Annotated in this window: 24 protein-coding genes; 18 read left to right on the top strand and 6 right to left on the bottom strand. The window is 62.9% G+C overall.

Annotated elements, in window-relative coordinates:
* Nucleotides 1-5 precede the first annotated feature (5 nt).
* From moeB to gpmA, 3 genes are all read right to left on the bottom strand, one after another.
* Nucleotides 6-764, bottom strand: a complete 759-nt coding sequence (gene moeB / locus B0G74_RS17935) for a molybdopterin-synthase adenylyltransferase MoeB (RefSeq protein WP_132376164.1) — start codon at nt 762-764, stop codon at nt 6-8.
* A gap of 167 nt (nt 765-931) precedes the next feature.
* A complete protein-coding gene (locus tag B0G74_RS17930) occupies nt 932-2,512 on the bottom strand; it encodes a S41 family peptidase (protein ID WP_132376163.1) in 1,581 nt (526 codons plus the stop codon).
* A 304-nt stretch (nt 2,513-2,816) separates the two neighbouring features.
* Entirely contained in the window at nt 2,817-3,566 is a 750-nt protein-coding gene (gene gpmA / locus B0G74_RS17925; RefSeq protein WP_132376162.1) for a 2,3-diphosphoglycerate-dependent phosphoglycerate mutase, read from the bottom strand.
* 137 nt (nt 3,567-3,703) lie between these two features.
* On the opposite strand from gpmA, the gene B0G74_RS17920 reads away from it, so the two are divergent.
* The 5 genes from B0G74_RS17920 (at nt 3,704) to B0G74_RS17900 (ending at nt 6,678) form a co-directional block, all read left to right on the top strand.
* Nucleotides 3,704-4,129 carry a rhodanese-like domain-containing protein gene (locus B0G74_RS17920; RefSeq protein ID WP_012431601.1) on the top strand — a complete coding sequence of 142 codons (426 nt, stop codon included), beginning with the start codon at nt 3,704-3,706 and terminating at the stop codon, nt 4,127-4,129.
* Nucleotides 4,126-4,389, top strand: coding sequence for a glutaredoxin 3 (gene grxC, locus B0G74_RS17915; RefSeq protein ID WP_007179466.1), 264 nt, complete (start codon nt 4,126-4,128; stop codon nt 4,387-4,389). Before B0G74_RS17920 ends, grxC begins: the two co-directional genes overlap by 4 nt.
* 151 nt (nt 4,390-4,540) lie before the next feature.
* Nucleotides 4,541-5,011, top strand: coding sequence for a protein-export chaperone SecB (gene secB / locus B0G74_RS17910; protein ID WP_007179465.1), 471 nt, complete (start codon nt 4,541-4,543; stop codon nt 5,009-5,011).
* Nucleotides 5,012-5,033: 22 nt separating this feature from the next.
* Nucleotides 5,034-6,032 (top strand): NAD(P)H-dependent glycerol-3-phosphate dehydrogenase, encoded by a 999-nt coding sequence (locus B0G74_RS17905; RefSeq protein ID WP_132376161.1) that lies wholly within the window; start codon nt 5,034-5,036, stop codon nt 6,030-6,032.
* Nucleotides 6,033-6,129: 97 nt separating this feature from the next.
* On the top strand, nt 6,130-6,678 hold the full coding sequence (locus B0G74_RS17900) for an O-acetyl-ADP-ribose deacetylase (protein WP_132376160.1): 549 nt from the start codon (nt 6,130-6,132) through the stop codon (nt 6,676-6,678).
* Here the strand turns inward: B0G74_RS17900 and trmL are convergent.
* Both trmL and B0G74_RS17890 read right to left on the bottom strand, forming a co-directional pair.
* On the bottom strand, nt 6,651-7,121 hold the full coding sequence (gene trmL, locus B0G74_RS17895; protein ID WP_132376159.1) for a tRNA (uridine(34)/cytosine(34)/5-carboxymethylaminomethyluridine(34)-2'-O)-methyltransferase TrmL: 471 nt from the start codon (nt 7,119-7,121) through the stop codon (nt 6,651-6,653). The two genes, B0G74_RS17900 and trmL, sit on opposite strands and share 28 nt — an antisense overlap.
* 18 nt (nt 7,122-7,139) lie before the next feature.
* Entirely contained in the window at nt 7,140-7,925 is a 786-nt protein-coding gene (locus B0G74_RS17890; protein ID WP_132376158.1) for a ComF family protein, read from the bottom strand.
* A gap of 84 nt (nt 7,926-8,009) precedes the next feature.
* On the opposite strand from B0G74_RS17890, the gene B0G74_RS17885 reads away from it, so the two are divergent.
* The 8 genes from B0G74_RS17885 to B0G74_RS17855 all read left to right on the top strand — a co-directional run bounded on the left by B0G74_RS17885 (nt 8,010) and on the right by B0G74_RS17855 (nt 15,360).
* Complete coding sequence (locus tag B0G74_RS17885; protein ID WP_132376157.1) at nt 8,010-8,975, top strand: methyltransferase domain-containing protein; 966 nt, start codon at nt 8,010-8,012, stop codon at nt 8,973-8,975.
* A 313-nt stretch (nt 8,976-9,288) separates the two neighbouring features.
* Nucleotides 9,289-9,762: a DUF2244 domain-containing protein gene (locus B0G74_RS17880; RefSeq protein WP_132376156.1), complete on the top strand. Its 474-nt coding sequence runs from the start codon at nt 9,289-9,291 to the stop codon at nt 9,760-9,762.
* 143 nt (nt 9,763-9,905) lie between these two features.
* Nucleotides 9,906-11,543: a cytochrome c oxidase subunit II gene (gene coxB / locus B0G74_RS17875; RefSeq protein WP_132376155.1), complete on the top strand. Its 1,638-nt coding sequence runs from the start codon at nt 9,906-9,908 to the stop codon at nt 11,541-11,543.
* Nucleotides 11,544-11,587: 44 nt separating this feature from the next.
* Nucleotides 11,588-13,201 carry a cytochrome c oxidase subunit I gene (ctaD, locus tag B0G74_RS17870; RefSeq protein ID WP_106282189.1) on the top strand — a complete coding sequence of 538 codons (1,614 nt, stop codon included), beginning with the start codon at nt 11,588-11,590 and terminating at the stop codon, nt 13,199-13,201.
* A gap of 122 nt (nt 13,202-13,323) precedes the next feature.
* A complete protein-coding gene (locus B0G74_RS46685) occupies nt 13,324-13,458 on the top strand; it encodes a cytochrome oxidase small assembly protein (protein ID WP_243658215.1) in 135 nt (44 codons plus the stop codon).
* Nucleotides 13,459-13,500: 42 nt separating this feature from the next.
* Nucleotides 13,501-14,127 (top strand): cytochrome c oxidase assembly protein, encoded by a 627-nt coding sequence (locus B0G74_RS17865; protein WP_132376154.1) that lies wholly within the window; start codon nt 13,501-13,503, stop codon nt 14,125-14,127.
* 35 nt (nt 14,128-14,162) lie between these two features.
* Nucleotides 14,163-14,372 carry a DUF2970 domain-containing protein gene (locus tag B0G74_RS17860; protein ID WP_132376153.1) on the top strand — a complete coding sequence of 70 codons (210 nt, stop codon included), beginning with the start codon at nt 14,163-14,165 and terminating at the stop codon, nt 14,370-14,372.
* Between the two features lie 130 nt (nt 14,373-14,502).
* Nucleotides 14,503-15,360 carry a cytochrome c oxidase subunit 3 gene (locus B0G74_RS17855; protein ID WP_132376152.1) on the top strand — a complete coding sequence of 286 codons (858 nt, stop codon included), beginning with the start codon at nt 14,503-14,505 and terminating at the stop codon, nt 15,358-15,360.
* A gap of 165 nt (nt 15,361-15,525) precedes the next feature.
* Here the strand turns inward: B0G74_RS17855 and B0G74_RS17850 are convergent, their stop codons facing one another.
* The gene (locus B0G74_RS17850; RefSeq protein WP_007179452.1) at nt 15,526-15,735 is read right to left on the bottom strand and encodes a twin transmembrane helix small protein; all 210 of its coding nucleotides are present in this window, start codon (nt 15,733-15,735) and stop codon (nt 15,526-15,528) included.
* A gap of 111 nt (nt 15,736-15,846) precedes the next feature.
* On the opposite strand from B0G74_RS17850, the gene B0G74_RS17845 reads away from it, so the two are divergent.
* The 5 genes from B0G74_RS17845 to B0G74_RS17825 all read left to right on the top strand — a co-directional run bounded on the left by B0G74_RS17845 (nt 15,847) and on the right by B0G74_RS17825 (nt 19,961).
* Entirely contained in the window at nt 15,847-16,563 is a 717-nt protein-coding gene (locus tag B0G74_RS17845; RefSeq protein ID WP_132376151.1) for an SURF1 family protein, read from the top strand.
* Nucleotides 16,564-16,632: 69 nt separating this feature from the next.
* Nucleotides 16,633-17,295, top strand: coding sequence for a cytochrome C oxidase subunit I (locus B0G74_RS17840; RefSeq protein WP_132376150.1), 663 nt, complete (start codon nt 16,633-16,635; stop codon nt 17,293-17,295).
* A gap of 22 nt (nt 17,296-17,317) precedes the next feature.
* A complete protein-coding gene (locus B0G74_RS17835; RefSeq protein ID WP_132376149.1) occupies nt 17,318-18,427 on the top strand; it encodes a COX15/CtaA family protein in 1,110 nt (369 codons plus the stop codon).
* 6 nt (nt 18,428-18,433) lie between these two features.
* Entirely contained in the window at nt 18,434-19,339 is a 906-nt protein-coding gene (cyoE, locus tag B0G74_RS17830) for a heme o synthase (protein WP_132376148.1), read from the top strand.
* 4 nt (nt 19,340-19,343) lie between these two features.
* Nucleotides 19,344-19,961: an SCO family protein gene (locus B0G74_RS17825; RefSeq protein WP_132376147.1), complete on the top strand. Its 618-nt coding sequence runs from the start codon at nt 19,344-19,346 to the stop codon at nt 19,959-19,961.
* Nucleotides 19,962-20,002: the final 41 nt, after the last annotated feature.

Below are 20,002 nucleotides of genomic sequence, written 5' to 3'. Positions count from 1 at the left end.
TGGCGTCAAGCCGTGTGCGTTTGCCCGCATACCGGGCAATCCGGCTGGCGCGCGACGCGCATCGTGGTCCACTCCATCCGCAGCGAATCGAGCATCATCAGGCGGCCGAGCAACGGCGTGCCGATTGCGCCGATCACCTTGAGCGCTTCGGCGGCCTGCATCGAACCGACGATGCCGACCGTCGGCGCGAACACGCCCATGGTCGAGCACGCGACTTCCTCGAACGGCTGGTCCTCGGGAAATACGCAGGCATAGCAGGGCGAAGCTTGGTCGCGGAAATCGAAGGTGCTGATCTGGCCGTCGAAGCGCAACGCCGCGCCCGACACCAGCGGCACGCCGTGCTTAACACAGGCGCGGTTGATCGCATGGCGCGTCGCGAAGTTGTCGGTGCAATCGAGCACGACGGTCGCATTCGGCACGTGCGCGTCGAGCCACGCGTCGTCGACGCGCTCGGCCACTGCGTTCACCACGACCTCGGGATTGATCCGTGCGATCGCGTCGCGCCCGGACTCCACCTTCTTGCGTCCGACGGACGCCGTCACGTGCAGGATCTGCCGCTGCAGGTTGGTCAGGTCGACCGTATCGGCATCGACGAGTGTCAAGCGGCCGACGCCGGCCGCCGCCAGATACATCGCAGCGGGCGAACCCAGGCCGCCAGCGCCGACGATGATCGCGTGCGCGTCGATAAAGCGCTGCTGCGCCTCGATACCGATTTCATCGACGAGGATGTGGCGGGAATAGCGAAGGAGTTGATCGTCGTTCATGGCGGGGCGCGTGAATGTGTCGCGCGCTGAGATGCAGGACCGATGGGCCTGCCGTGCGCGTTTTCGATATTTTAATCGCGCCGGGAGCGGGTGTTCTTGCTGGTGCCGGGTATGACAGCGTGTCTTCGCAGCATGTTCCGCTGCGAAGACACGTCAGGTTTTGCTGCTTAGTTGCTTTGCGAAGCAGGCGCCGGTACCGGGCCCGATGCGCCCGGCACCGGTTGCGTCGGCTTCACCGCGACCGGCGCGGACGCCGACGTGGCCGGCTTGTTCTGCGCGAGACGGCGCTCGGTCAGCGACTTCGATTCCTGCACCTGCTTGCCCTCCAGCTTGTTCAGAGCCTGTTGCAGCATGAAGTCGTCGGTCGAACCGAATTCCACCGGCTTGCGCTCACGATCCTTCTGACGCTGTTCCGGCGTCTTCTTATCGTTCTGCTCTTCGAGCTGGCGCAACTGGTCCATGCGTTCCTGTTCGCGCTGTTCCGCTTCCTTCTTCTCGTTCGGGTCTTGCGTGTTCGCAAGGTGATTCGAGTAGTCGACTTCGCGGGTGACGAGTGCGTCGTCCGGATCGCCTTCTGCGTATTGATCGACCGCGATGTCAGGACGGATGCCCTTGTTCTGGATCGAGCGGCCGCTCGGCGTGTAGTAGTACGCCGTGGTCAGACGCAGCGCGGTGTCGGCCGTCATGGGGCGCACGGTCTGCACCGAACCCTTGCCGAACGTAGTCTTGCCGACGATCAGCGCACGATGCTGATCCTGCAGCGCGCCCGCGACGATTTCCGACGCCGACGCGGAGTACGCGTTGGTCAGTACGATCATCGGCACGGTCTTGAAGATCGGCGCTTCGTCTTTCAGCGGATCGCTGTCGAAGGATTGCAAGCGGTAGTTGTCGTAGGTGTCGCGATAGACCTGTTTCGAATCCGGAATCTGGCCGTTGGTGGACACCACAACCGAATTCGGCGGCAGGAACGCGCCGGCCACGCCGACCGCGCTTTGCAGCAGACCGCCGCCGTTGTTGCGCAGGTCGAGCACGAGGCCCTTCAGATTCGGCTGCTGACGCGCGATGTCTTGCAGTTTCGCGGCCAGATCAGGCGTGGTGCGCTCCTGGAAGCTGGTTACCCGCACATAGGCGTAGCCCGGCGCGAGGATCTTCATCTTGACCGACTGGACCTTGATGATTGCGCGCGTGACGGTGAGCGGGAACGTGCGGTCGTCGGTCTTGCGGAAGATCGTGAGCGTGACCTTGGTGCCCGGGTCGCCGCGCATCTGCTTGACCGCCTGGTCGAGCGTCATGCCGCGCACGGGTTTGTCGTTGATACGCGTGATCAGGTCGCCCGGACGGATGCCGGCGCGGAACGCGGGCGTATCCTCGATTGGCGAAATCACCTTGATCAATCCGTCTTCCGACGAAATTTCGATGCCGAGACCGGCGAAGCGACCCTTGGTCTGCTCCTGCAGTTCTTCGTAATCGGTCTTGTCGAGATACGACGAGTGCGGGTCGAGGCTCGACACCATGCCCTTGATGGCGGCGGTGAGAAGCTTTTTATCGTCGACCGGTTCGACGTACTCGTGCTTGATTTGCCCGAAGACTTCGGCAAAGAGCCTGAGTTGGTCCAGCGGCAGCGGTGCAACAGCGTTCGACGCTGCGCTGGCGGGTTGCTGGGCCGAAGCCGAGAGTTGCAGGGTGGCAAATACACCGGTAGCAAGGCCCGCGGCAATCAGGCCGATATTTTTCAGGTTCTTTCGCATAGAGTCTGTTGCGGTCGGAAGCGCGTGGCAGCGTCGATAGAGATGGGGACGGACAAGTATAACTGCACACCCGCCAACTCAGGGCGCGGCGCAGCCAATCGTGATTCGACAGCACGCGCCGGGCCCGGTTCGTGGGATTGCGCGCACAACGATGAAGTAATGTGCCGTAACGGACTGATGGCGGCCAGAAGGGCGCTCGCAAATGACGTGAGCCGCGCTGACCGGTGCGTCTTGCCGGGCGGCGCGGCCCTTTTGCCGCCATTGCGCTGCATTTCTGACAGCAGCATGGCGGCAAGATGGCAGATCAGCCCGCCGCCTTACCCTGCTTGGCGACGGCGGCCTGCGCTTTGGCGATCGCTTCCTGGTCGCCCAGATAGTAGTGCTTGATAGGCTTCAGGTTTTCGTCGAGTTCATAGACGAGCGGCACGCCGTTCGGAATATTCAGGCCGACGATGTCGTCGTCCGAAATATTGTCCAGGTATTTCACCAGTGCGCGGATCGAGTTGCCGTGGGCCGCGATCACGAGCTTGCGGCCCGACTTGATGGCCGGCGCAATCGACTCGTTCCACAGGGGCAGAACGCGCGCGACCGTGTCTTTCAGGCATTCGGTGAGCGGCAGTTGCTCGCGCGGCACCTTGGCGTAGCGCGGATCGTCGTACGGTGCGCGCTCGTCCGTCGGTTCGAGCGCCGGCGGCGGCGTGTCGTAGCTGCGGCGCCAGACCAGCACCTGCTCGTCGCCGAACTTGGCGGCCGTTTCCGCCTTGTTCAGCCCCGACAGCGCGCCGTAGTGGCGTTCATTCAGACGCCACGAATGCACCACCGGCAGGTACATCAGATCCATTTTGTCCTGCACGTGCCACAAGGTGCGGATCGCGCGCTTGAGCACCGACGTGTAGGCGATGTCGAACGTGTAGCCCGATTCCTTCAGCAGCACGCCCGCTTGCTGCGCCTCATTGTTGCCCTGCTCGGTAAGGTCGACGTCGACCCAGCCCGTGAAGCGGTTTTCCTTGTTCCACGTCGATTCGCCGTGGCGGATGAGAACGAGTTTGTACATGAGATTGCCGGTCGGTAGTGAAGAAGCCGTCAAGCGCCGCGGAGGTCCTCTAGAGGAGCGCCGCCATCGCGTCAGATGGTTATTTTATAATGGCTGGATTGCCCTTTCCGATTTCTCCCTTTTTCGGCGGATTTTCCGTGAAGTTTTTCACTGATTACACAAACCTTGTACTGATCGCGATCGTCCTCATCTCCGGTGGGTTGCTGCTGTGGCCGACGATCAGCCGGCGCGGCCGTGGCGGCCTGTCGGCCGCTGAAGCCACGCAACTGATCAACCGGCGCAATGCGGCGGTCATCGATCTGCGTCCGTCCGCCGACTACGCCAAAGGGCATTTGCCCGCGGCACGGCACCTTGAATTTGCAGAGTTGCAGGCAAAAGTCGCGCAACTCGTGAAAAACAAGAGCAACCCGGTGCTGCTGGTATGCCAGACCGGCCAGCAGTCGAACAAGGCAGCGCGTATCGTGCAGGATGCAGGTTATGCGGAAGTGCATGTTCTCGAAGGCGGTGTCGACGCCTGGCAGAAAGCCGGCATGCCGGTTGTGAAACAAGGAGCAGCGAAGTGAACAAAGTGATCATGTACAGCACCCAGGTGTGCCCGTATTGCCAGATGGCCGAACGTCTTTTAAAGTCGCGCGGCGTCGAGCACGTTGAAAAGGTACTGATCGACAAAGACCCGGCCCGTCGTGAGGAAATGATGACCCGGACCGGTCGCCGCACGGTGCCGCAGGTATTCATCGGCGAGACGCATGTGGGCGGGTACGATGACCTCTCAGCGCTCGATCGCGCGGGCGGTTTGATGCCGCTGCTCGAAGCAACCGCCTGAATTCGCGCGCCCGCGGGCGCGCGAGCAGGGCGGATGAACACCAAGCCGGCGCGGCCTCGCCTCTTCAGGGCGGGCGGCGCGCCGCAACGATCTGGCGGCCCATGCAAGCATGGGCCGCCGCCATGCATACCTATCAGGGAATCACTTCATCATGTCCGACGAGAATAACCAGCCGTTCTTCAACATCCAGCGCATCTACCTGAAGGACATGTCGCTCGAGCAGCCGAATTCGCCGGGCATCTTCCTCGAGCAGGAAATGCCCTCGGTCGAAGTCGAAGTCGACGTGAAGGCCGAGCGCCTCGCCGACACCGTGTTCGAAATCCTCGTCACGGGCACGGTCACGGCCAAGGTGTCGGACAAGGTTGCGTTCCTGATCGAAGCCAAGCAAGCCGGCATTTTCGACATCCGCAACATTCCGGCTGAGCAGATCGATCCGCTGGTCGGCATTGCCTGCCCGACCATACTGTTCCCGTACCTGCGCTCGAACATCGCCGACGCGATCACTCGCGCCGGTTTCCCGCCGATCCACCTCGCCGAGATCAACTTCCAGGCGCTGTACGAGCAACGCCTCGCGCAGATGGGTGGCCAGGACGGCGCGGCGCAAAACGGCGTCACGCACTAAAGTGCCGCAGGCAGTGCCGGCTATGAAGGTTGCTGTCCTTGGCGCCGGCGCGTGGGGCACAGCCCTCGCCGGCCATCTGGCCGTACGGCACGACACGGTGTTGTGGGCGCGCGAGCCTGCGCTCATTGCCGATCTCTCCGCTTCGCACGAAAACGCCCGCTATCTGGCGGGCGTTGCTTTGCCGCCGGCGCTTCGCTATGAAGCCGATCTGAACGCGGCGCTCGACCACGCGCTCGCCGACGATGCGTTATGCGTCGTGGCGACGCCCGTCGCCGGACTGCGCGGTTTGTTTCAGGCCATGCGCGATGCGGGTAAAGTGCCGGCGCATGTGGTGTGGTTGTGCAAAGGTTTTGAAGCCGATTCGCAGTTGATGCCGCACCAGGTGGTCGCGGCCGAATTGCCGGAGCACGGCAGTAACGGCGTGTTGTCCGGTCCGAGCTTTGCGCGCGAAGTCGGGCAGGGCTTGCCGGTCGCGCTGACCATCGCGAGCGCGTCGGCGGCGTGCCGCGAGCGTACGGTCGCCGCGTTTCATCATGGCGCCATGCGCATCTATACCGGCGACGACGTCGTCGGCGTGGAAGTGGGCGGCGCGGTGAAAAACGTGCTGGCCATTGCAACGGGCATCGCCGACGGCCTCGGCCTCGGTCTGAACGCACGCGCGGCCCTGATCACGCGCGGCCTCGCTGAAATGTCGCGCCTCGGCGTGACGCTCGGCGGACGGGCGGAAACGTTCACCGGTTTGACCGGCCTGGGCGATCTGATCCTGACCGCAACCGGCGATCTGTCGCGCAATCGCACGGTCGGCCTGCAACTCGCCGCGGGCCGCACGCTCGACGATATTCTCGGCGCCCTCGGTCACGTGGCCGAAGGCGTGCGTTGCGCGCAAGCGGTCCTCGCGATCGCCCGCGCTCATTCAATCGAGATGCCGATCACGCAGGCGGTCTGCGCCGTGCTGTTCGACGGCGTGGCGCCGCGCGACGCCGTCAGCGCCTTGCTGCGGCGCGACTCCAAAGCTGAATAAGCCTTGTCTTTCAGCCGTTTAGCGCGCAAAAGCGTTGAACGGCTGCCCGCTATCGCTGTCCACGTTTTTATCGACGCTTCGGATCAGCGAGGTTCCTATGCTCAGACTCAACCGTTGCACGCTGGAAGCACGCGTGGTCGACATCACGACGCTCGCCGTGGATGCGATTGTCAACGCCGCGAATACGTCGCTATTGGGCGGAGGCGGCGTGGACGGCGCGATTCATCGCGCGGCCGGCAAGGATTTGCTGCGCGAATGTGAAACGTTGGGCGGTTGCGCGACCGGCGACGCGAAGCTGACCGGCGCCTACCGTCTGCCGGCTAAACATGTGATTCATGCCGTCGGCCCGGTCTGGCGTGGCGGGACGCATGGTGAGGCCGACTTGCTCGCGTCCTGCTATCAGCGCTCGCTCGAGGTGGCGCGCGAGGCGCAGTGCAACAGCATCGCGTTCCCCGCGATTAGTTGCGGCATCTACCATTTTCCCGCTGACGAGGCCGTGCGAATTGCGGTCGGCACGGTGCTCGACACGTTGCCGCGCACGCCGCAGATCGAGCAAGTAGTGTTCGCCTGTTTCGACGACACCATGTTCGCGCGCTACGAGGCCGAATTGAAACGCCGTCAGGCGCCGCCTTCGAAGCCGGTCTGACGCCACGCTTCGAACACCACGACCGCGACGGTATTCGATAGATTCAGGCTGCGGTTGCCCGGACGCATGGGCAGGCGCACGCGTTGCTCGTTGGCGAACTGGTCGAGCACCGAGTCGGGCAGGCCGCGCGTTTCGGCGCCGAACACGAACCAGTCGCCGGATTGAAACGCGTGCTCGTGAAAGCGGCCCGAGCCGCGCGTGGTGAAGGCGAACATGCGCGCCGGGTCCGGCGATTCCTTGGCGATGAACGCCGCCCAGTCAGCGTGCACGTTCATCTGCGCGTACTCGTGATAGTCGAGGCCGGCGCGGCGCAACTTGGCGTCGTCGAGCGGAAAGCCGAGCGGCTCGATCAGATGCAGCCGGGCGCCGGTGTTGGCGCACAGGCGGATCACGTTGCCGGTGTTCGGCGGGATTTCCGGTTCTACGAGAACGACATTGAACATGGTGAACTCAGGTGGAGACTAGTTTTTCGGTGTGCGCAACGCGACGAAGTTGGTGACCCGCCGCGCACCGGCTGCCTTGAGCGTGCGCGCCAGCGCTTCGAGCGTGGCGCCGGTCGTCATCACATCGTCGACGATGCCGACGTGCAGCCTTTGCACGGACCCGGCGACCTTGAAAGCGCGGCCCACGTTCAGGCGGCGGGCGTCGAGATCGAGCCGCGACTGCGGCGCGGTGTGAATCACGCGATTCAGCAAGGTCGCGTCGCTGCGTACATGCAGCGCGCGGGCCAGCGGCCCCGCGATTTGCCAGGCCTGGTTGTAGCCGCGCTCGGTGAGACGTTTGCTTGCAAGCGGCACGGGCGCGATCACATCCGGCCATTCAGCAAGGTCTTGCCAGGAGTCCTGTGCAAGACGTGCGAGCCGTTGTGCGAACTCGCGCGCCAGCATCAGCCGGGCGCGGAATTTCAGGCCGACCGCCAACGTGTCGAGCGGCGCCCGATAGTCGGCGAGGGCGAAGGTCGCGTCGAACGGCGGCGGCTCGCCGATGCAATCCGCACAGCGATATTGCGTGCGCGCTGCCAATCGCGAACTGGATAAGGGCACCGCGCAGACGGTGCAGCGCAACCGGCTTTCGTTCCAGTAGGCTTCGTCGCAACCGGCGCACAGCGTGGTATGCGACAAATTGCCGCATAACGCGCAGAGGTTCGGCAACGCGGCGTGCATCACGCGCGGCCAGGCCGATTGCAAGGTGCGCGCGAAACGCGCGAATCTGCCGCCGGAAAATGACGAATTGGGTCGGAATGGCATGATTGGACCGCCCGCGAAGGCCTCTCACGCTGAATGGACGGAAGCGAGCGAGTATACTTCCTGCTCCACGCCAGCACGACACTCATGTCCCCAACTCCCGCTCAATCAGGCCGTCCGGCCTATGATTCCCGGCGCCTCCGGCGGATCTTCGACCGCCGCGCAGCGACTTTCAGCGACGTCGCGTTCCTGCCTCGTGAAATCGCGCAACGCATGCGCGAGCGGCTCGACTACATCAAGGTCACGCCGGCGAGCGTGCTCGACGCCGGCTGCGGTGCGGGCGAAGACATCCCCGCTTTGCGCGAGCGCTTTCCCGAAGCGCCGGTGTTCGGCTCCGACCTGTCGCACGGCATGCTCACGCGCGCGCTGCAACACGATTCCGGCGACACGAGCTGGCGGCGCTTCCTGCCGGCCTCGCTCGGCAAAGCGCTCGGCGCCCGCGGTCCGCGTTTCGCGCAAGCCGACTTTTCGGCGCTGCCCTTCGCGGCCGGCGCCTTCGAATTCATCTGGTCCAACCTGGCGCTCCATTGGCACTCGCGGCCCGATCTGGTGTTCCCCGAGTGGCAGCGCGTGCTCAAAGTCAACGGCCTGCTGATGTTCAGCACGCTCGGTCCAGACTCGCTCAAGGAATTGCGTGGCGCTTACGCCGAAGTCGAGGCCGCGCACGGCGTTGCCTCGCGCAAGCACGTGATCGACTTCGTCGACATGCACGATCTCGGCGACATGCTGGCCGAAAGCGGCTTCGAGATTCCTGTGATGGACCAGGAAGTGCTCACCATTACTTATAAGTCGCCGCAGTCGCTGCTCGCCGACGTGCGCCGCTGGGGCGCCTATCCGTTCGAGCGCGAAGCGTCGTCGAGCGCCGCCGCGCGCCGGCTGCACAAGGCTTTGCTGGCGGCCCTCGAAGCCCGTCGGCGTGCCGACGGCACGATCGCGCTGACCTTCGAAGTGATCTACGGACACGCATGGAAAGCCGTGCCGCGCACCACGGCGGAAGGTCATGGCATCGTCCGAATCGAGGACATCGGGCGCGGTTCGTCAAGGAATCGTTGAGGAATCGACGAGGCGGTAAAGAGGACATCTGTTATGTCTGAAATTACCGCTTCAAAAGACGCGCAAAAGGTGCGTCAAAACGGCGCGGAGGCTTGTCGCGCCTGGCTTGTGGGCCAATAGAGGCTTGCTTGTGGATGCTATGGATCGCGCCTATAATGCGTCAGTTTGTCGCCCGGAGTTCCCACATTTGGGGCGGCAGGCCCGAGGCACAGGGCAGCAAGATAAGATGGCGCAGCGGTGATCGAGCGGCCGGAATAATGGTCGCCAGCAATGGCCGCGGGCGGCGATTGGAGACAATCGGCGGGAGGCAGCGATGGGAGCATCAGATCTGCTGGCGGATTCAGAACCAGTTCTCAAAGACTGGACGATGAAACGCAACTGTTCGATATCGCCGCGGCAGTTCGTATGTTTCTACGTGTCGCTTGCGTTGTTCTCGTTGGCAATTGCTTTCATGCTGGTTCTGGTCGGCGCCTGGCTGGTGTTGCCGTTCACCGGTGTCGAATTGCTGGCGGTGGGCATCGCGTTTGCCATATATGCGCGTCATGCTGTGGATTACGAGCGTATCCGGTTGTTTCAGAACCGGCTCGTCATCGAGCAGGTCAGCGCCGAGCAGCTTACGCAGTTCGAGTTCAATCCGCGCTGGGTGCGGATCGAGGCGGGCGCAACACCGCGTGACCGGATCAAACTGGTCTCGCGCGGGCAGACGATCATGATCGGGCAACATCTCGCGCAGTATCGGCGCGCGCAGTTCGCAGGCGAATTGCGTATGTGGCTCACGCGTTGTTAGGGGCCCCCAAACCTGGCGCTTGGCGCCGGGCCCTCCAAGGGGGAAGAAAACCTGGGGCGACCCAGACGTTTTCTTAGACGCGTGGAGTCGCGCGGCGTTCACGGGGAGCGCGAGGCAACCTGCCAGCGGGGTCGAGGGTTTGAATGGAAATTTTGGGTAAGGAAGCTATGAAAACAATCAAGCGAGCCCTCATGGGCGTGCTGGCGATGAGCGGACTGCTTTTCGCCGGCGCGGCCCTGGCAGTGGGCGATGTTCCGGGCGGCCCTGCCGTCAACGAGATCAATCTCCAGCCGCCTGCGACGAAAATCGCTGAGGAGCTTTTCAGCCTCCACATGTTCATGCTGGTTCTTTGCCTGGTTATCTTCGTCGGCGTGTTCGGCGTGATGTTCTATTCGATCTTTGCGCACCGCAAATCGAAAGGCCACAAAGCTTCCAACTTCCACGAAAGCACCACCGTCGAAATCATCTGGACGATCGTGCCGTTCATCATCGTCGTGCTGATGGCCCTGCCCGCCACCAAGACGGTGGTCGCGATGAAAGACACCACCAACGCCGACGTCACCATCAAGGTCACCGGCTATCAGTGGAAATGGGGCTACGACTACGTGAAGGGCCCGGGCGAAGGCATCAACTTCCTGTCCACGCTGGCCACGCCGCGTGCGGAAACCGATGGCCGCGAGCCGATTTCCACCACGTATCTGCAGGAAGTCGACAATCCGCTGGTCGTCCCGGTCGACAAGAAAATCCGCATCATCACCACCGCGAACGACGTGGTCCACTCCTGGTACGTGCCGGCTTTCGGCGTGAAGCAGGACGCGATTCCGGGCTTCGTGCGCGACACGTGGTTCAAGGCTGACAAGGTCGGCACGTTCCGCGGCTTCTGTACCGAACTGTGCGGCAAGGAACACGCGTTCATGCCGGTGGTGGTCGAAGTGCTGTCCGCCGACGACTACGCGAAGTGGGTCGACACGCAGAAGAAGAAAATGGCCGCCGGCCAGGACGATCCGAACAAGACCTACACCATGGCCGAGCTGATGGAGCGCGGCGGCAAGGTCTACGCGGCGAACTGCGCGGTCTGCCACCAGCCGACCGGCAAGGGCGCGGGCGCATTCCCGGCGCTCGACGGCAGCAAGATCGCCAACGGCGCGATCGCCGAGCACGTCAGCCTGGTGCTGAAGGGCAAGAACGCGATGCCGTCGTGGGCGCCTACGCTGAACGACGTCGAAATCGCTTCGGTGGTCACGTACGAACGTAACTCGTGGGGCAACCACACCGGCGACATTCTCCAACCGAAGCAGGTTGCGGACGCCCGTAACGGCAAGCTGCCGGAAGGCGGCAACCATCTGGCCGATGCAGGCGCAGCGGCGAGCGGCGCAGAAGCGGCTTCGGGGGCGGCGGCAGCATCCGGCGCCTCGGGCGCGGCAGCGGCGGCACCGGCAGCTTCGGACAGCGCGGCAACGCAAGCAGCATTGCCGGCGAGCATCTACTTCGAAACCGGCAAGAGCACGTTGCCGGCCGACGCGAAAGCGGCAGTCGACGCAGCCGCGGCCTACGCGAAGGCGCATCCGGACGCGAAATTCACGCTGTCGGGCTTCACCGACGCCACCGGCTCCGCCGACCTCAACGCGAAGCTCGCGAAGAGCCGCGCCGAAGCCGTGCGCGACGCGTTGAAAGCAGCCGGCATTGCCGAAGACCATATTATTTTGAAGAAGCCGGAAACGATCACGGGCGGCAGCGACGCGAAAGAAGCCCGGCGTGTTCAGATCAGCCCGGCTGCCTGACGTGTTCATGGTCAGCACCGCAGTATTCGCTTTAGGAGATTGTCATGTCTAGCATCGGACACGATGTAGTCGCAGGCCACGAACACGTGCACGGCGACCATGCTCACGAAACGCCGCATGGCTGGCGTCGTTGGCTGTTCGCAACCAATCACAAGGACATCGGTACGCTGTACCTGATCTTCTCGTTCACCATGTTCCTCTCCGGGGGAGTGATGGCGCTGATGATCCGTGCCGAACTGTTCGAACCGGGCCTGCAGATCATGCGTCCCGAGTTCTTCAACCAGTTGACCACCATGCACGGCCTGATCATGGTGTTCGGCGCGATCATGCCGGCTTTCGTCGGCTTCGCGAACTGGATGGTGCCGCTGCAGATCGGCGCATCGGACATGGCTTTTGCGCGCATGAACAACTTCAGCTTCTGGCTTCTGCCGGTGGCGGCTGTCCTGCTGGTCGGCTCGTTCTTCTCGCCGGGCGGCGCGACCGCCGCTGGCTGGACGCTCTACGCGCCGCTTTCCACGCAGATGGGCCCGGGCATGGACTTCGCGATTTTCGCGGTCCACTTGATGGGTGCTTCGTCGATCATGGGCGGGATCAACATCGTCGTGACGATCCTGAACATGCGCGCACCCGGCCTCACGCTGATGAAGATGCCGATGTTCGTGTGGACGTGGCTGATCACCGCCTACCTGCTGATCGCCGTGATGCCGGTTCTGGCAGGCGCGATCACCATGGTGCTGTTCGACCGCCACTTCGGCACGTCGTTCTTCAACGCGGCAGGCGGCGGCGACCCGGTCATGTACCAGCACATCTTCTGGTTCTTCGGGCACCCCGAGGTGTACATCATGATCTTGCCGGCGTTCGGGATCGTGTCACAGGTGATTCCGGCGTTCTCGCGCAAGCCGCTGTTCGGCTATAGCTCGATGGTGTACGCAACCTCGTCGATCGCGATTCTGTCGTTCATGGTGTGGGCGCACCACATGTTCGCGACCGGCATGCCGGTGACGGGCCAGCTGTTCTTCATGTACGCGACCATGCTGATCGCCGTGCCGACGGGCGTGAAGGTGTTCAACTGGGTCGCGACGATGTGGCGCGGTTCGCTGAGCTTCGAAACGCCGATGTTGTTCGCGGTCGGCTTCCTGATCGTGTTCACGTTCGGCGGTCTGTCGGGTCTCATGCTGGCAATGGCCCCGCTCGACATCCAGTATCACGGTACTTATTTCGTCGTCGCGCACTTCCACTACGTGCTGGTGGCGGGCTCGCTCTTCGCGCTGTTCTCCGGCTGGTACTACTGGGCGCCGAAGTGGACCGGCTGGATGTACAACGAAACGCGCGGCAAGATCCACTTCTGGGCATCGCTGTTCTTCTTCAACCTCGCGTTCCTGCCGATGCACTTCGTTGGCCTCGCAGGTATGCCGCGTCGTTATGCTGACTACCCGGCACAGTTCACGGACTGGAACCAGGTCATCTCGATCGGCGCGTTCGGCTTCGGTCTGGCGCAGGTCTACTTCCTGTTCGCGGTTGCACTGCCGGCCTACCGTGGCGGCGGCGAACTCGAAAAGGCTGGAGACAAGCCGTGGGACGGCGCAACGGGCCTCGAATGGACCGTGCCGAGCCCGGCTCCGTTCCACACGTTCGAAAACCCGCCGACCGTCGAATAATCGGTAGTTGGTGAGGTAGCGGGTTCTGGTGCCGCAAGTTATATCGCCACCAGAACCTGACAGCCGCCTAAGGGGTGGCTGTCGACCGGTAGTCACGAAAGCAGGTATTCAGAAAGTCGAGCATGACGCGCAATTCACTGGAAAGACGTACGCCGGAACAGATTCGCGCAGGCAACCGGCGTATCGGTTTTGTGATGTTCGTGATCGCCGCGGTCTTTTTCGCGAGCGTCATCATCCATCAGAAGTGGTTTTCCTGACGGACTGATCCAAGTCTGTGTGCAGGTTTGTTGAGGATTGAGATGTCGACGCAACCGCCGGCTCAGGCCGACCGCTCTTTTAACCGTTCGATGCTGATCAAGCTGTTCATCGTCGCGTTGATGATGTTCGGTTTCGGTTTCGCGCTGGTGCCGATGTACCGCGCAATCTGCCAGATCACCGGCATCAACAACCTCGTACAGCGTGACGCCACGGTGCGCGAGGCGAAGAATACGCAGGTCGACATGAGCCGCACGATTTCGATCGAATTCGATGCGAACGCGCGCGGCCCGCTCGGTTTCAAGCCGGAGCAGCGCAGTCTCGACGTGCATCCGGGCGAAGTGACGACGGTGATGTACGAGGTGAGCAACGAACAGGCGCGCACGATTCAGGCGCAAGCCATTCCAAGCTACGCGCCGAAGCAGGCCACCGAGTACTTCAAGAAGATCGAGTGTTTTTGCTTTACGCAGCAGACGTTGACGGCCAATCAGACGAAGCGCCTGCCGGTGGTGTTCGTGGTCGATCCGAAGTTGCCGAAAGACGTGAAAACGATCACGTTGTCGTACACGTTCTTTGAATTGAGTACGCCGGCAGCGGCCACGGCCGGAAGCGCAGCACCCACGGCCAATACGGATACACGCGCGGCGGCCACCGCCGCCAATCCCGCCTGACGGCTCGCGCCGCAGGCGAAGGAAGAAGAAAAGAGATGAGCGATAACGGCGGCAGCCCGCGCAAGAGCAGTTTTGGTCAGTCGATGCGTGCGGTGCTCTGGTCGTTTTTCGGGGTGCGCAAGCGTCGCGATCTGGAGGCGGACGCCACGCAGTTGAACCCGCTGCACGTGATCGCGGCAGCGTTGATCTGCGCGGCAATTTTTATCGTGGTGCTGATTCTGATCGTACGGGCCGTAGTAGGGTGAAGTGCCCGGCGCACACGTAGAATCGGGCGAACAGCGCCCACGAATTAGAGCGAAGCGGTGCGGTATCGACGCGCCGCCGAAGATACAGCCGGAGATTCCGGAACAACTGGACTGAAGTGGAGAATCAAGAATGAGCGGTCAAAACGAGAGCCCGTACTATTTCGTACCGCATCCGTCGCGGCATCCGATTAGCGCCGCCGTTGGGTTGCTGGTCATGCTCGGATCGCTTGCGGCCTGGATCAACGAACATGACTGGGCGCCGATCGGCGTCGTCGCCGGTTTGTTGTGGCTGCTCTTTACGCTGTGGCACTGGTTCGGCGACGCGATCGCCGAGTCGGAAGGCGGCATGTACGGCAAGAATGTCGACAAGTCGTACCGCTGGAGCATGAGCTGGTTCATCTTCTCCGAAGTGATGTTCTTCGGTGCGTTCTTCGGCGCGCTGTTCTATGCGCGTGAGATCGCGCTGCATCAATTGGGTAGCCTCGATTACAAGCTGATCTGGCCGGATTTCTCGGCGGTGTGGCCGAACAACGGTCCGGCAGCGCTGGTTTCGACCTTCAAGTCGATGCAGCCGTGGCCGGTGCCGACCATCAACACGGCGCTGCTGCTTTCCTCGGGCGCGACGCTGACGGTCTCGCACCACGCGCTGCGTGAAGATCATCGCAAGAAAGCGATCATCTGGCTGGCTGCAACGCTCGTGCTCGGCGTCTGCTTCCTGTTCCTGCAAGGCTTCGAATATTTCCACGCGTACAACGAACTGAATCTGACGCTGTCGTCGGGCGTGTATGGTTCGACGTTCTTCCTGCTGACCGGCTTCCACGGCTTCCACGTGTTCCTCGGCGGCACGATGCTGGCGGTCGTGCTGGCGCGTATGATTCGCGGTCACTTCACGGCGGAGCATCACTTCGCGTTCGAAGGCGCGGCCTGGTATTGGCACTTTGTGGACGTCGTGTGGCTCGGGCTGTACGTCGTCGTGTACTGGCTGTAACGCAGTCCCGCCTGCGCCGACCGGCAAGCCGGAATGTGTGCAGGCCATGTGCGCCACGCCCTTCGGGGCGCGGCGCGCGAGCAGTATGCAAGACCTATGCAGCGCCGCCCTCGACCCTGTCAGGGCGGCGTTTTGTTTGGCGGCGTGGAGATTGTTCCGCCGGGCTCAGCGCCCGTAAGGAATACCGGTCGACTGAATCCAACCCATCCAGTGAGCGAACAGGATGAACAGGAACAGCGAGATCGACAGGCCCACCCGCGTGGCGAGCGACCAGACCATCCGCTTGGTTTTGCCCTTGTCATGCATCATGAAGTACAGCGCCGACACCATGCTGGCGATGATCAGGACGAAGGCGATGGGAACGAGAATGTGCATGGAACCGGCTGAAACCAGGAAGCGCAGAGGCAAGACGTTTATTATCGCACCGCGAGCCTGCGTTTGCCGTGCGTTCCCCGTGACGTCGCAGGCGACGTTGGAGCGTGCGCGATGAAGTTCCGCCTCGTTCCCGCGCTGTTGATTCTGCTGGTGATCGTGGTGACGGTGCGGCTAGGTTTCTGGCAGCGCGACCGCGCGCATCAGAAGGAAGCGCTCGAAGCGCACATCACGCAGTTCGAGAACGCGCCCGCGCAAGCGGTGAGCGCCGCGCCGGTTCAGTTGAAGGACATCGAGTTTCATCGCGTGAAAGCGCGTGGCAGTTTCGTCGCGGACAAGGTCGTCTACCTCGATAATCGTCCATATAACGATCAGCCGGGCTTTTACGTCGTGATGCCTTTTAAACTGGCCGACGGCGGTTACGTGCTGGTCAATCGCGGCTGGTTGCCGCGCAATATGAACAACCGCGAGACCATCGCGCCGTACACCACGCCGCAAGGCGACATCGAAATCGAAGGCATTGCGCGGGCCGACGCGTCGCGCGCTTACGAGTTGGGGCAGGGCGGTTCGGCCGAGCATCAACTGATCCGTCAGAATCTGGATGTCGCCGCGTACGCCGCGGAAACCGGCTTGCCGCTGCAATCGTTCGTGATTCAGCAATTGAGCGACGACGGCGACAAGCTGGTGCGCGATTGGCCCGCGCCGACTAGCGGCGTCGAACGCAACTATGGCTACATGTTCCAGTGGTGGGGCATGGCGGCCGCGGCGCTGGTCTTCGGCCTGTATGCCGCGCGCCGCGCCGCGAAGAAAGAGCACGCGCCGGGCGTGTAACGCAGCACATGCGGTCTGTGGCCAGAGTTCGAGTCACAAGCCGCGCAAATCATTGATAGAGGTCCAGTAGTGTCGACGCAATCTCCCCGTTCGCCGCAAGCCGGCAAACCCTCAACGTCTCAAGCCACGCCCGGCCAACCCAACGGCAAAGGCTCGTGGCAACGCGGCCGCTGGATGCTGCTGCTGGTGGCGATCATCTGCGCCGCACCGATCGCCGTGTCGTATTTCACGTACTACGTGATCCGGCCGGCCGGCGGCACCACGAGCTACGGCACGCTGGTCGAACCGCAACGCCCGATTCCCGATTCGCTCACGGTCACCGGCGAGGATGGCAAGCCCGTCAAGTTCGCCACGCTGCGCGGCCACTGGCTGATGATTTCCGTCGACAACAGCGCGTGTGACAAAGCGTGCGTCACCAAGCTCTACTTCATGCGACAAATCCGCGCAGCTCAGGGCCCGGAACGCGAGCGCGTCGTGGAAGTATGGCTGCGCACCGATGCAGGCAACGTCGCGGACGTGATACAAAAGGCCTACCCCGACACCGACATGATGATCGCCGATCCGGCGCAGGTGTCCGCGTGGCTGCCAACGGATAGCGGCACCAAAGTCACTGACCACATTTACCTGGTCGATCCGAACGGCAATCTGATGATGCGTTTCCCGAAAGATCCGAACCCCGGCAAGATCAAAGGCGACCTGACCAAGCTGCTCAAATGGTCGCGCATCGGCTGACGCCGCAATATAGGTAAGAGAGATGTTCGTACTGCAACTGGCTCTGATCGGCTTGTGTATCGCGTTGTTGCCGCTGTCCTACGTGTGGGTCAAGGCCGACGACAACAAATTCCGCAAGCTGGTCTGGCTCACCACCTTCCTCACGCTCGATCTGGTGATGTTCGGCGGCTTTACACGGCTCACCGATTCCGGGCTTGGCTGTCCGGACTGGCCGGGCTGTTACGGCACATCATCGCCGTTCATCGCGCATGCGGCGATCGCGGCCGCACATCAGGCGATGCCCACCGGACCGGTCAGCATGACGAAGGCCTGGATCGAAATGATCCACCGTTACTTCGCGATGGCGATCGGCGTGCTGATCATCGCGCAGACCCTCATCGCGTGGACGGCGCGTATCAAGCGACGCCCGCTGCATGTATCGCCGTGGTGGCCGACCTCGCTGTTGCTGCTGATTCTGGTGCAAGGCGCGTTCGGCGCCTGGACCGTGACGATGAAGCTGCAACCGATCATCGTGACAACGCACTTGCTGCTCGGACTCGCGCTACTGGGCACACTCGGCTGGCTGGCCGCGCGGCAAACGCCGTTGCCCGCTTACGAGCCCGAGGCCGCGCGCTGGCGTGCGGCGGCGATCACGGGTCTCGTGCTGCTGATCGCGCAGATCGCGCTGGGCGGCTGGGTCAGCACGAACTACGCGGTGCTCGCGTGCACGGATTTCCCGACCTGCAACGGCCAATGGGTCCCGCCGATGGATTTCGCGCACGGCTTCCATCTGTGGCGCGCGCTCGGCATGACCGGCGACGGCGACATGATCACGCAGGATGCGCTGGTGGCGATCCACTGGACGCACCGCACGTTCGCCATCGTGGTGGTCGCGTATCTGGTGTGGTTCGCGCTCAAACTGCGCCGCTTCGAGTCGCTGCGGCGGCCCGCAAACGGCGTGCTGCTGGTCGTGCTGATCCAGTTCATCACCGGGCTGTCGAACATCGTTCTGCAATGGCCGTTGCCCATTGCGGTCGCGCATAACGGGGGGGCCGCGATCCTGCTGCTTCTGCTCGTTATGTTAAACTTTCGGATCGCTTATAGCCGTCCCGGCCGCGCCGTGCTCCCTGCGCGCGATGCCGCGCCAGCGTGACTCCACATGGACAGCACAACACTCTCCCAAACGCCCGGTAGCCGGGTCTCCCAGTACATCGCCCTGACGAAGCCGCGCGTCACGCAACTCGCCGTGTTCTGCGCCGTCATCGGCATGTTTCTGTCGACGCCTGGCATGGTGCCGTGGACTCCCCTGATCGGCGGCACCGTCGGCATCTGGTTGCTGGCCGGCGCGGCGTTCGCCATCAATTGCCTCGTCGAGCAGAAAATCGACGCCAAGATGCGCCGCACCTCGTGGCGCCCGTCCGCGCGCGGCGAAATCACCACCACGCAGATTCTGCTGTTCTCGGCCGTGCTCGGCGGCCTCGGCATGTGGACGCTCTACACGTTCGCCAATCCGCTCACCATGTGGCTCACGCTGGCCACGTTCGTCGGCTATGCCGTTATCTATACGCTGCTGCTCAAGCCTGCCACGCCGCAGAACATCGTGATCGGCGGCGCCTCGGGCGCCATGCCGCCCGCGCTCGGCTGGGCCGCGGTCACCGGCCACGTGCCCGGCGACGCCTGGATCCTGGTGCTGATCATCTTCGTGTGGACGCCGCCGCATTTCTGGGCGCTCGCGCTGTATCGCCGCAAAGACTACGAAAACGCCGGCCTGCCGATGCTGCCGAACACGCACGGCGAGAAGTACACACGTCTGCATATTCTGTTGTACACGGTGATCCTGTTCGCGGTCACCATGATGCCCTTCATCTCCGGCATGAGCGGCGTGGTGTACCTCGCGTCGGCCGTGCTGCTGGGCGCCGTATTCCTTGCCTATGCGTGGAAGATCTATCGCGAGTATTCGGACGATCTGGCGCGCAAGACCTTTCGTTATTCGATCGTCTATCTCTCGCTGCTATTCGCCGCGCTGCTGATCGACCACTATGCGCGCGTCCTGATCGGCGCGTAATACCATGCTCAATAACCGCTTCGCGCGCATGGCGCGTGCTGCCGTGATCGCTTGCGCGCTCGGTGGCGCCTTGCTGGTCGCAGGCTGCGGCAAGCAGCCGCCGGCGTTCCAGAATCTCGACATCACGGGCAATACCCAGTTCGGCAGCAACTTCTCGCTGCCCGACACGGCCGGCCACCTCCGCAGCATGGCGGACTACAAAGGCAAGGTGGTGGTGCTGTTCTTCGGCTACACGCATTGCCCGGACGTTTGCCCGACCACCATGGCCGAGCTCTCGCAAGCGTTGCAGCAACTCGGCCCGGAAGACGCGAAGCGCGTGCAGGTGCTGTTCGTCACCGTCGATCCGGATCGTGATACGCCGGCTTTGCTCGCGCAATACGTGCCGGCGTTCAACCCGACGTTCGTCGGCTTGCGTCCGGCCGATCAGGCGCAGCTCACCAAGATCACGAAGGACTTCCGCGTCTACTACGCGAAGGTGCCGGGCAAGACGCCTGACAGCTACACGATGGATCACACGGCCGCGAGCTATGTGTTCGATACGGACGGCAAGCTGCGTCTGTTCGCGCGCGACGGCCAAGGCGCAACGCCGTGGGTGCACGACATCAAGCTGCTGCTCGACTGACACGCGCAGCCGTAAGGGCGCGTGTCGTATCACGCGCCCGT

It is taken from the genome of Paraburkholderia sp. BL9I2N2, from assembly GCF_004339745.1.
Classification (GTDB): Bacteria; Pseudomonadota; Gammaproteobacteria; order Burkholderiales; family Burkholderiaceae; genus Paraburkholderia.
The sequence above is the reverse complement of the archived record's forward strand: the minus strand, read 5'-3'. Positions and strand labels throughout refer to the sequence as shown.

What these genes read in the sequence shown, in the direction of transcription:
- moeB (WP_132376164.1), bottom strand. Translation starts at nt 764, where the DNA reads ATGAACGACGATCAACTCCTTCGCTATTCCCGCCACATCCTCGTCGAT.
- B0G74_RS17930 (WP_132376163.1), bottom strand. Translation starts at nt 2,512, where the DNA reads ATGCGAAAGAACCTGAAAAATATCGGCCTGATTGCCGCGGGCCTTGCT.
- gpmA (WP_132376162.1), bottom strand. Translation starts at nt 3,566, where the DNA reads ATGTACAAACTCGTTCTCATCCGCCACGGCGAATCGACGTGGAACAAG.
- secB (WP_007179465.1), top strand. Translation starts at nt 4,541, where the DNA reads ATGTCCGACGAGAATAACCAGCCGTTCTTCAACATCCAGCGCATCTAC.
- B0G74_RS17905 (WP_132376161.1), top strand. Translation starts at nt 5,034, where the DNA reads ATGAAGGTTGCTGTCCTTGGCGCCGGCGCGTGGGGCACAGCCCTCGCC.
- B0G74_RS17900 (WP_132376160.1), top strand. Translation starts at nt 6,130, where the DNA reads ATGCTCAGACTCAACCGTTGCACGCTGGAAGCACGCGTGGTCGACATC.
- trmL (WP_132376159.1), bottom strand. Translation starts at nt 7,121, where the DNA reads ATGTTCAATGTCGTTCTCGTAGAACCGGAAATCCCGCCGAACACCGGC.
- B0G74_RS17890 (WP_132376158.1), bottom strand. Translation starts at nt 7,925, where the DNA reads ATGCCATTCCGACCCAATTCGTCATTTTCCGGCGGCAGATTCGCGCGT.
- B0G74_RS17885 (WP_132376157.1), top strand. Translation starts at nt 8,010, where the DNA reads ATGTCCCCAACTCCCGCTCAATCAGGCCGTCCGGCCTATGATTCCCGG.
- B0G74_RS17880 (WP_132376156.1), top strand. Translation starts at nt 9,289, where the DNA reads ATGGGAGCATCAGATCTGCTGGCGGATTCAGAACCAGTTCTCAAAGAC.
- coxB (WP_132376155.1), top strand. Translation starts at nt 9,906, where the DNA reads ATGGAAATTTTGGGTAAGGAAGCTATGAAAACAATCAAGCGAGCCCTC.
- ctaD (WP_106282189.1), top strand. Translation starts at nt 11,588, where the DNA reads ATGTCTAGCATCGGACACGATGTAGTCGCAGGCCACGAACACGTGCAC.
- B0G74_RS46685 (WP_243658215.1), top strand. Translation starts at nt 13,324, where the DNA reads ATGACGCGCAATTCACTGGAAAGACGTACGCCGGAACAGATTCGCGCA.
- B0G74_RS17865 (WP_132376154.1), top strand. Translation starts at nt 13,501, where the DNA reads ATGTCGACGCAACCGCCGGCTCAGGCCGACCGCTCTTTTAACCGTTCG.
- B0G74_RS17860 (WP_132376153.1), top strand. Translation starts at nt 14,163, where the DNA reads ATGAGCGATAACGGCGGCAGCCCGCGCAAGAGCAGTTTTGGTCAGTCG.
- B0G74_RS17855 (WP_132376152.1), top strand. Translation starts at nt 14,503, where the DNA reads ATGAGCGGTCAAAACGAGAGCCCGTACTATTTCGTACCGCATCCGTCG.
- B0G74_RS17850 (WP_007179452.1), bottom strand. Translation starts at nt 15,735, where the DNA reads ATGCACATTCTCGTTCCCATCGCCTTCGTCCTGATCATCGCCAGCATG.
- B0G74_RS17845 (WP_132376151.1), top strand. Translation starts at nt 15,847, where the DNA reads ATGAAGTTCCGCCTCGTTCCCGCGCTGTTGATTCTGCTGGTGATCGTG.
- B0G74_RS17835 (WP_132376149.1), top strand. Translation starts at nt 17,318, where the DNA reads ATGTTCGTACTGCAACTGGCTCTGATCGGCTTGTGTATCGCGTTGTTG.
- cyoE (WP_132376148.1), top strand. Translation starts at nt 18,434, where the DNA reads ATGGACAGCACAACACTCTCCCAAACGCCCGGTAGCCGGGTCTCCCAG.
- B0G74_RS17825 (WP_132376147.1), top strand. Translation starts at nt 19,344, where the DNA reads ATGCTCAATAACCGCTTCGCGCGCATGGCGCGTGCTGCCGTGATCGCT.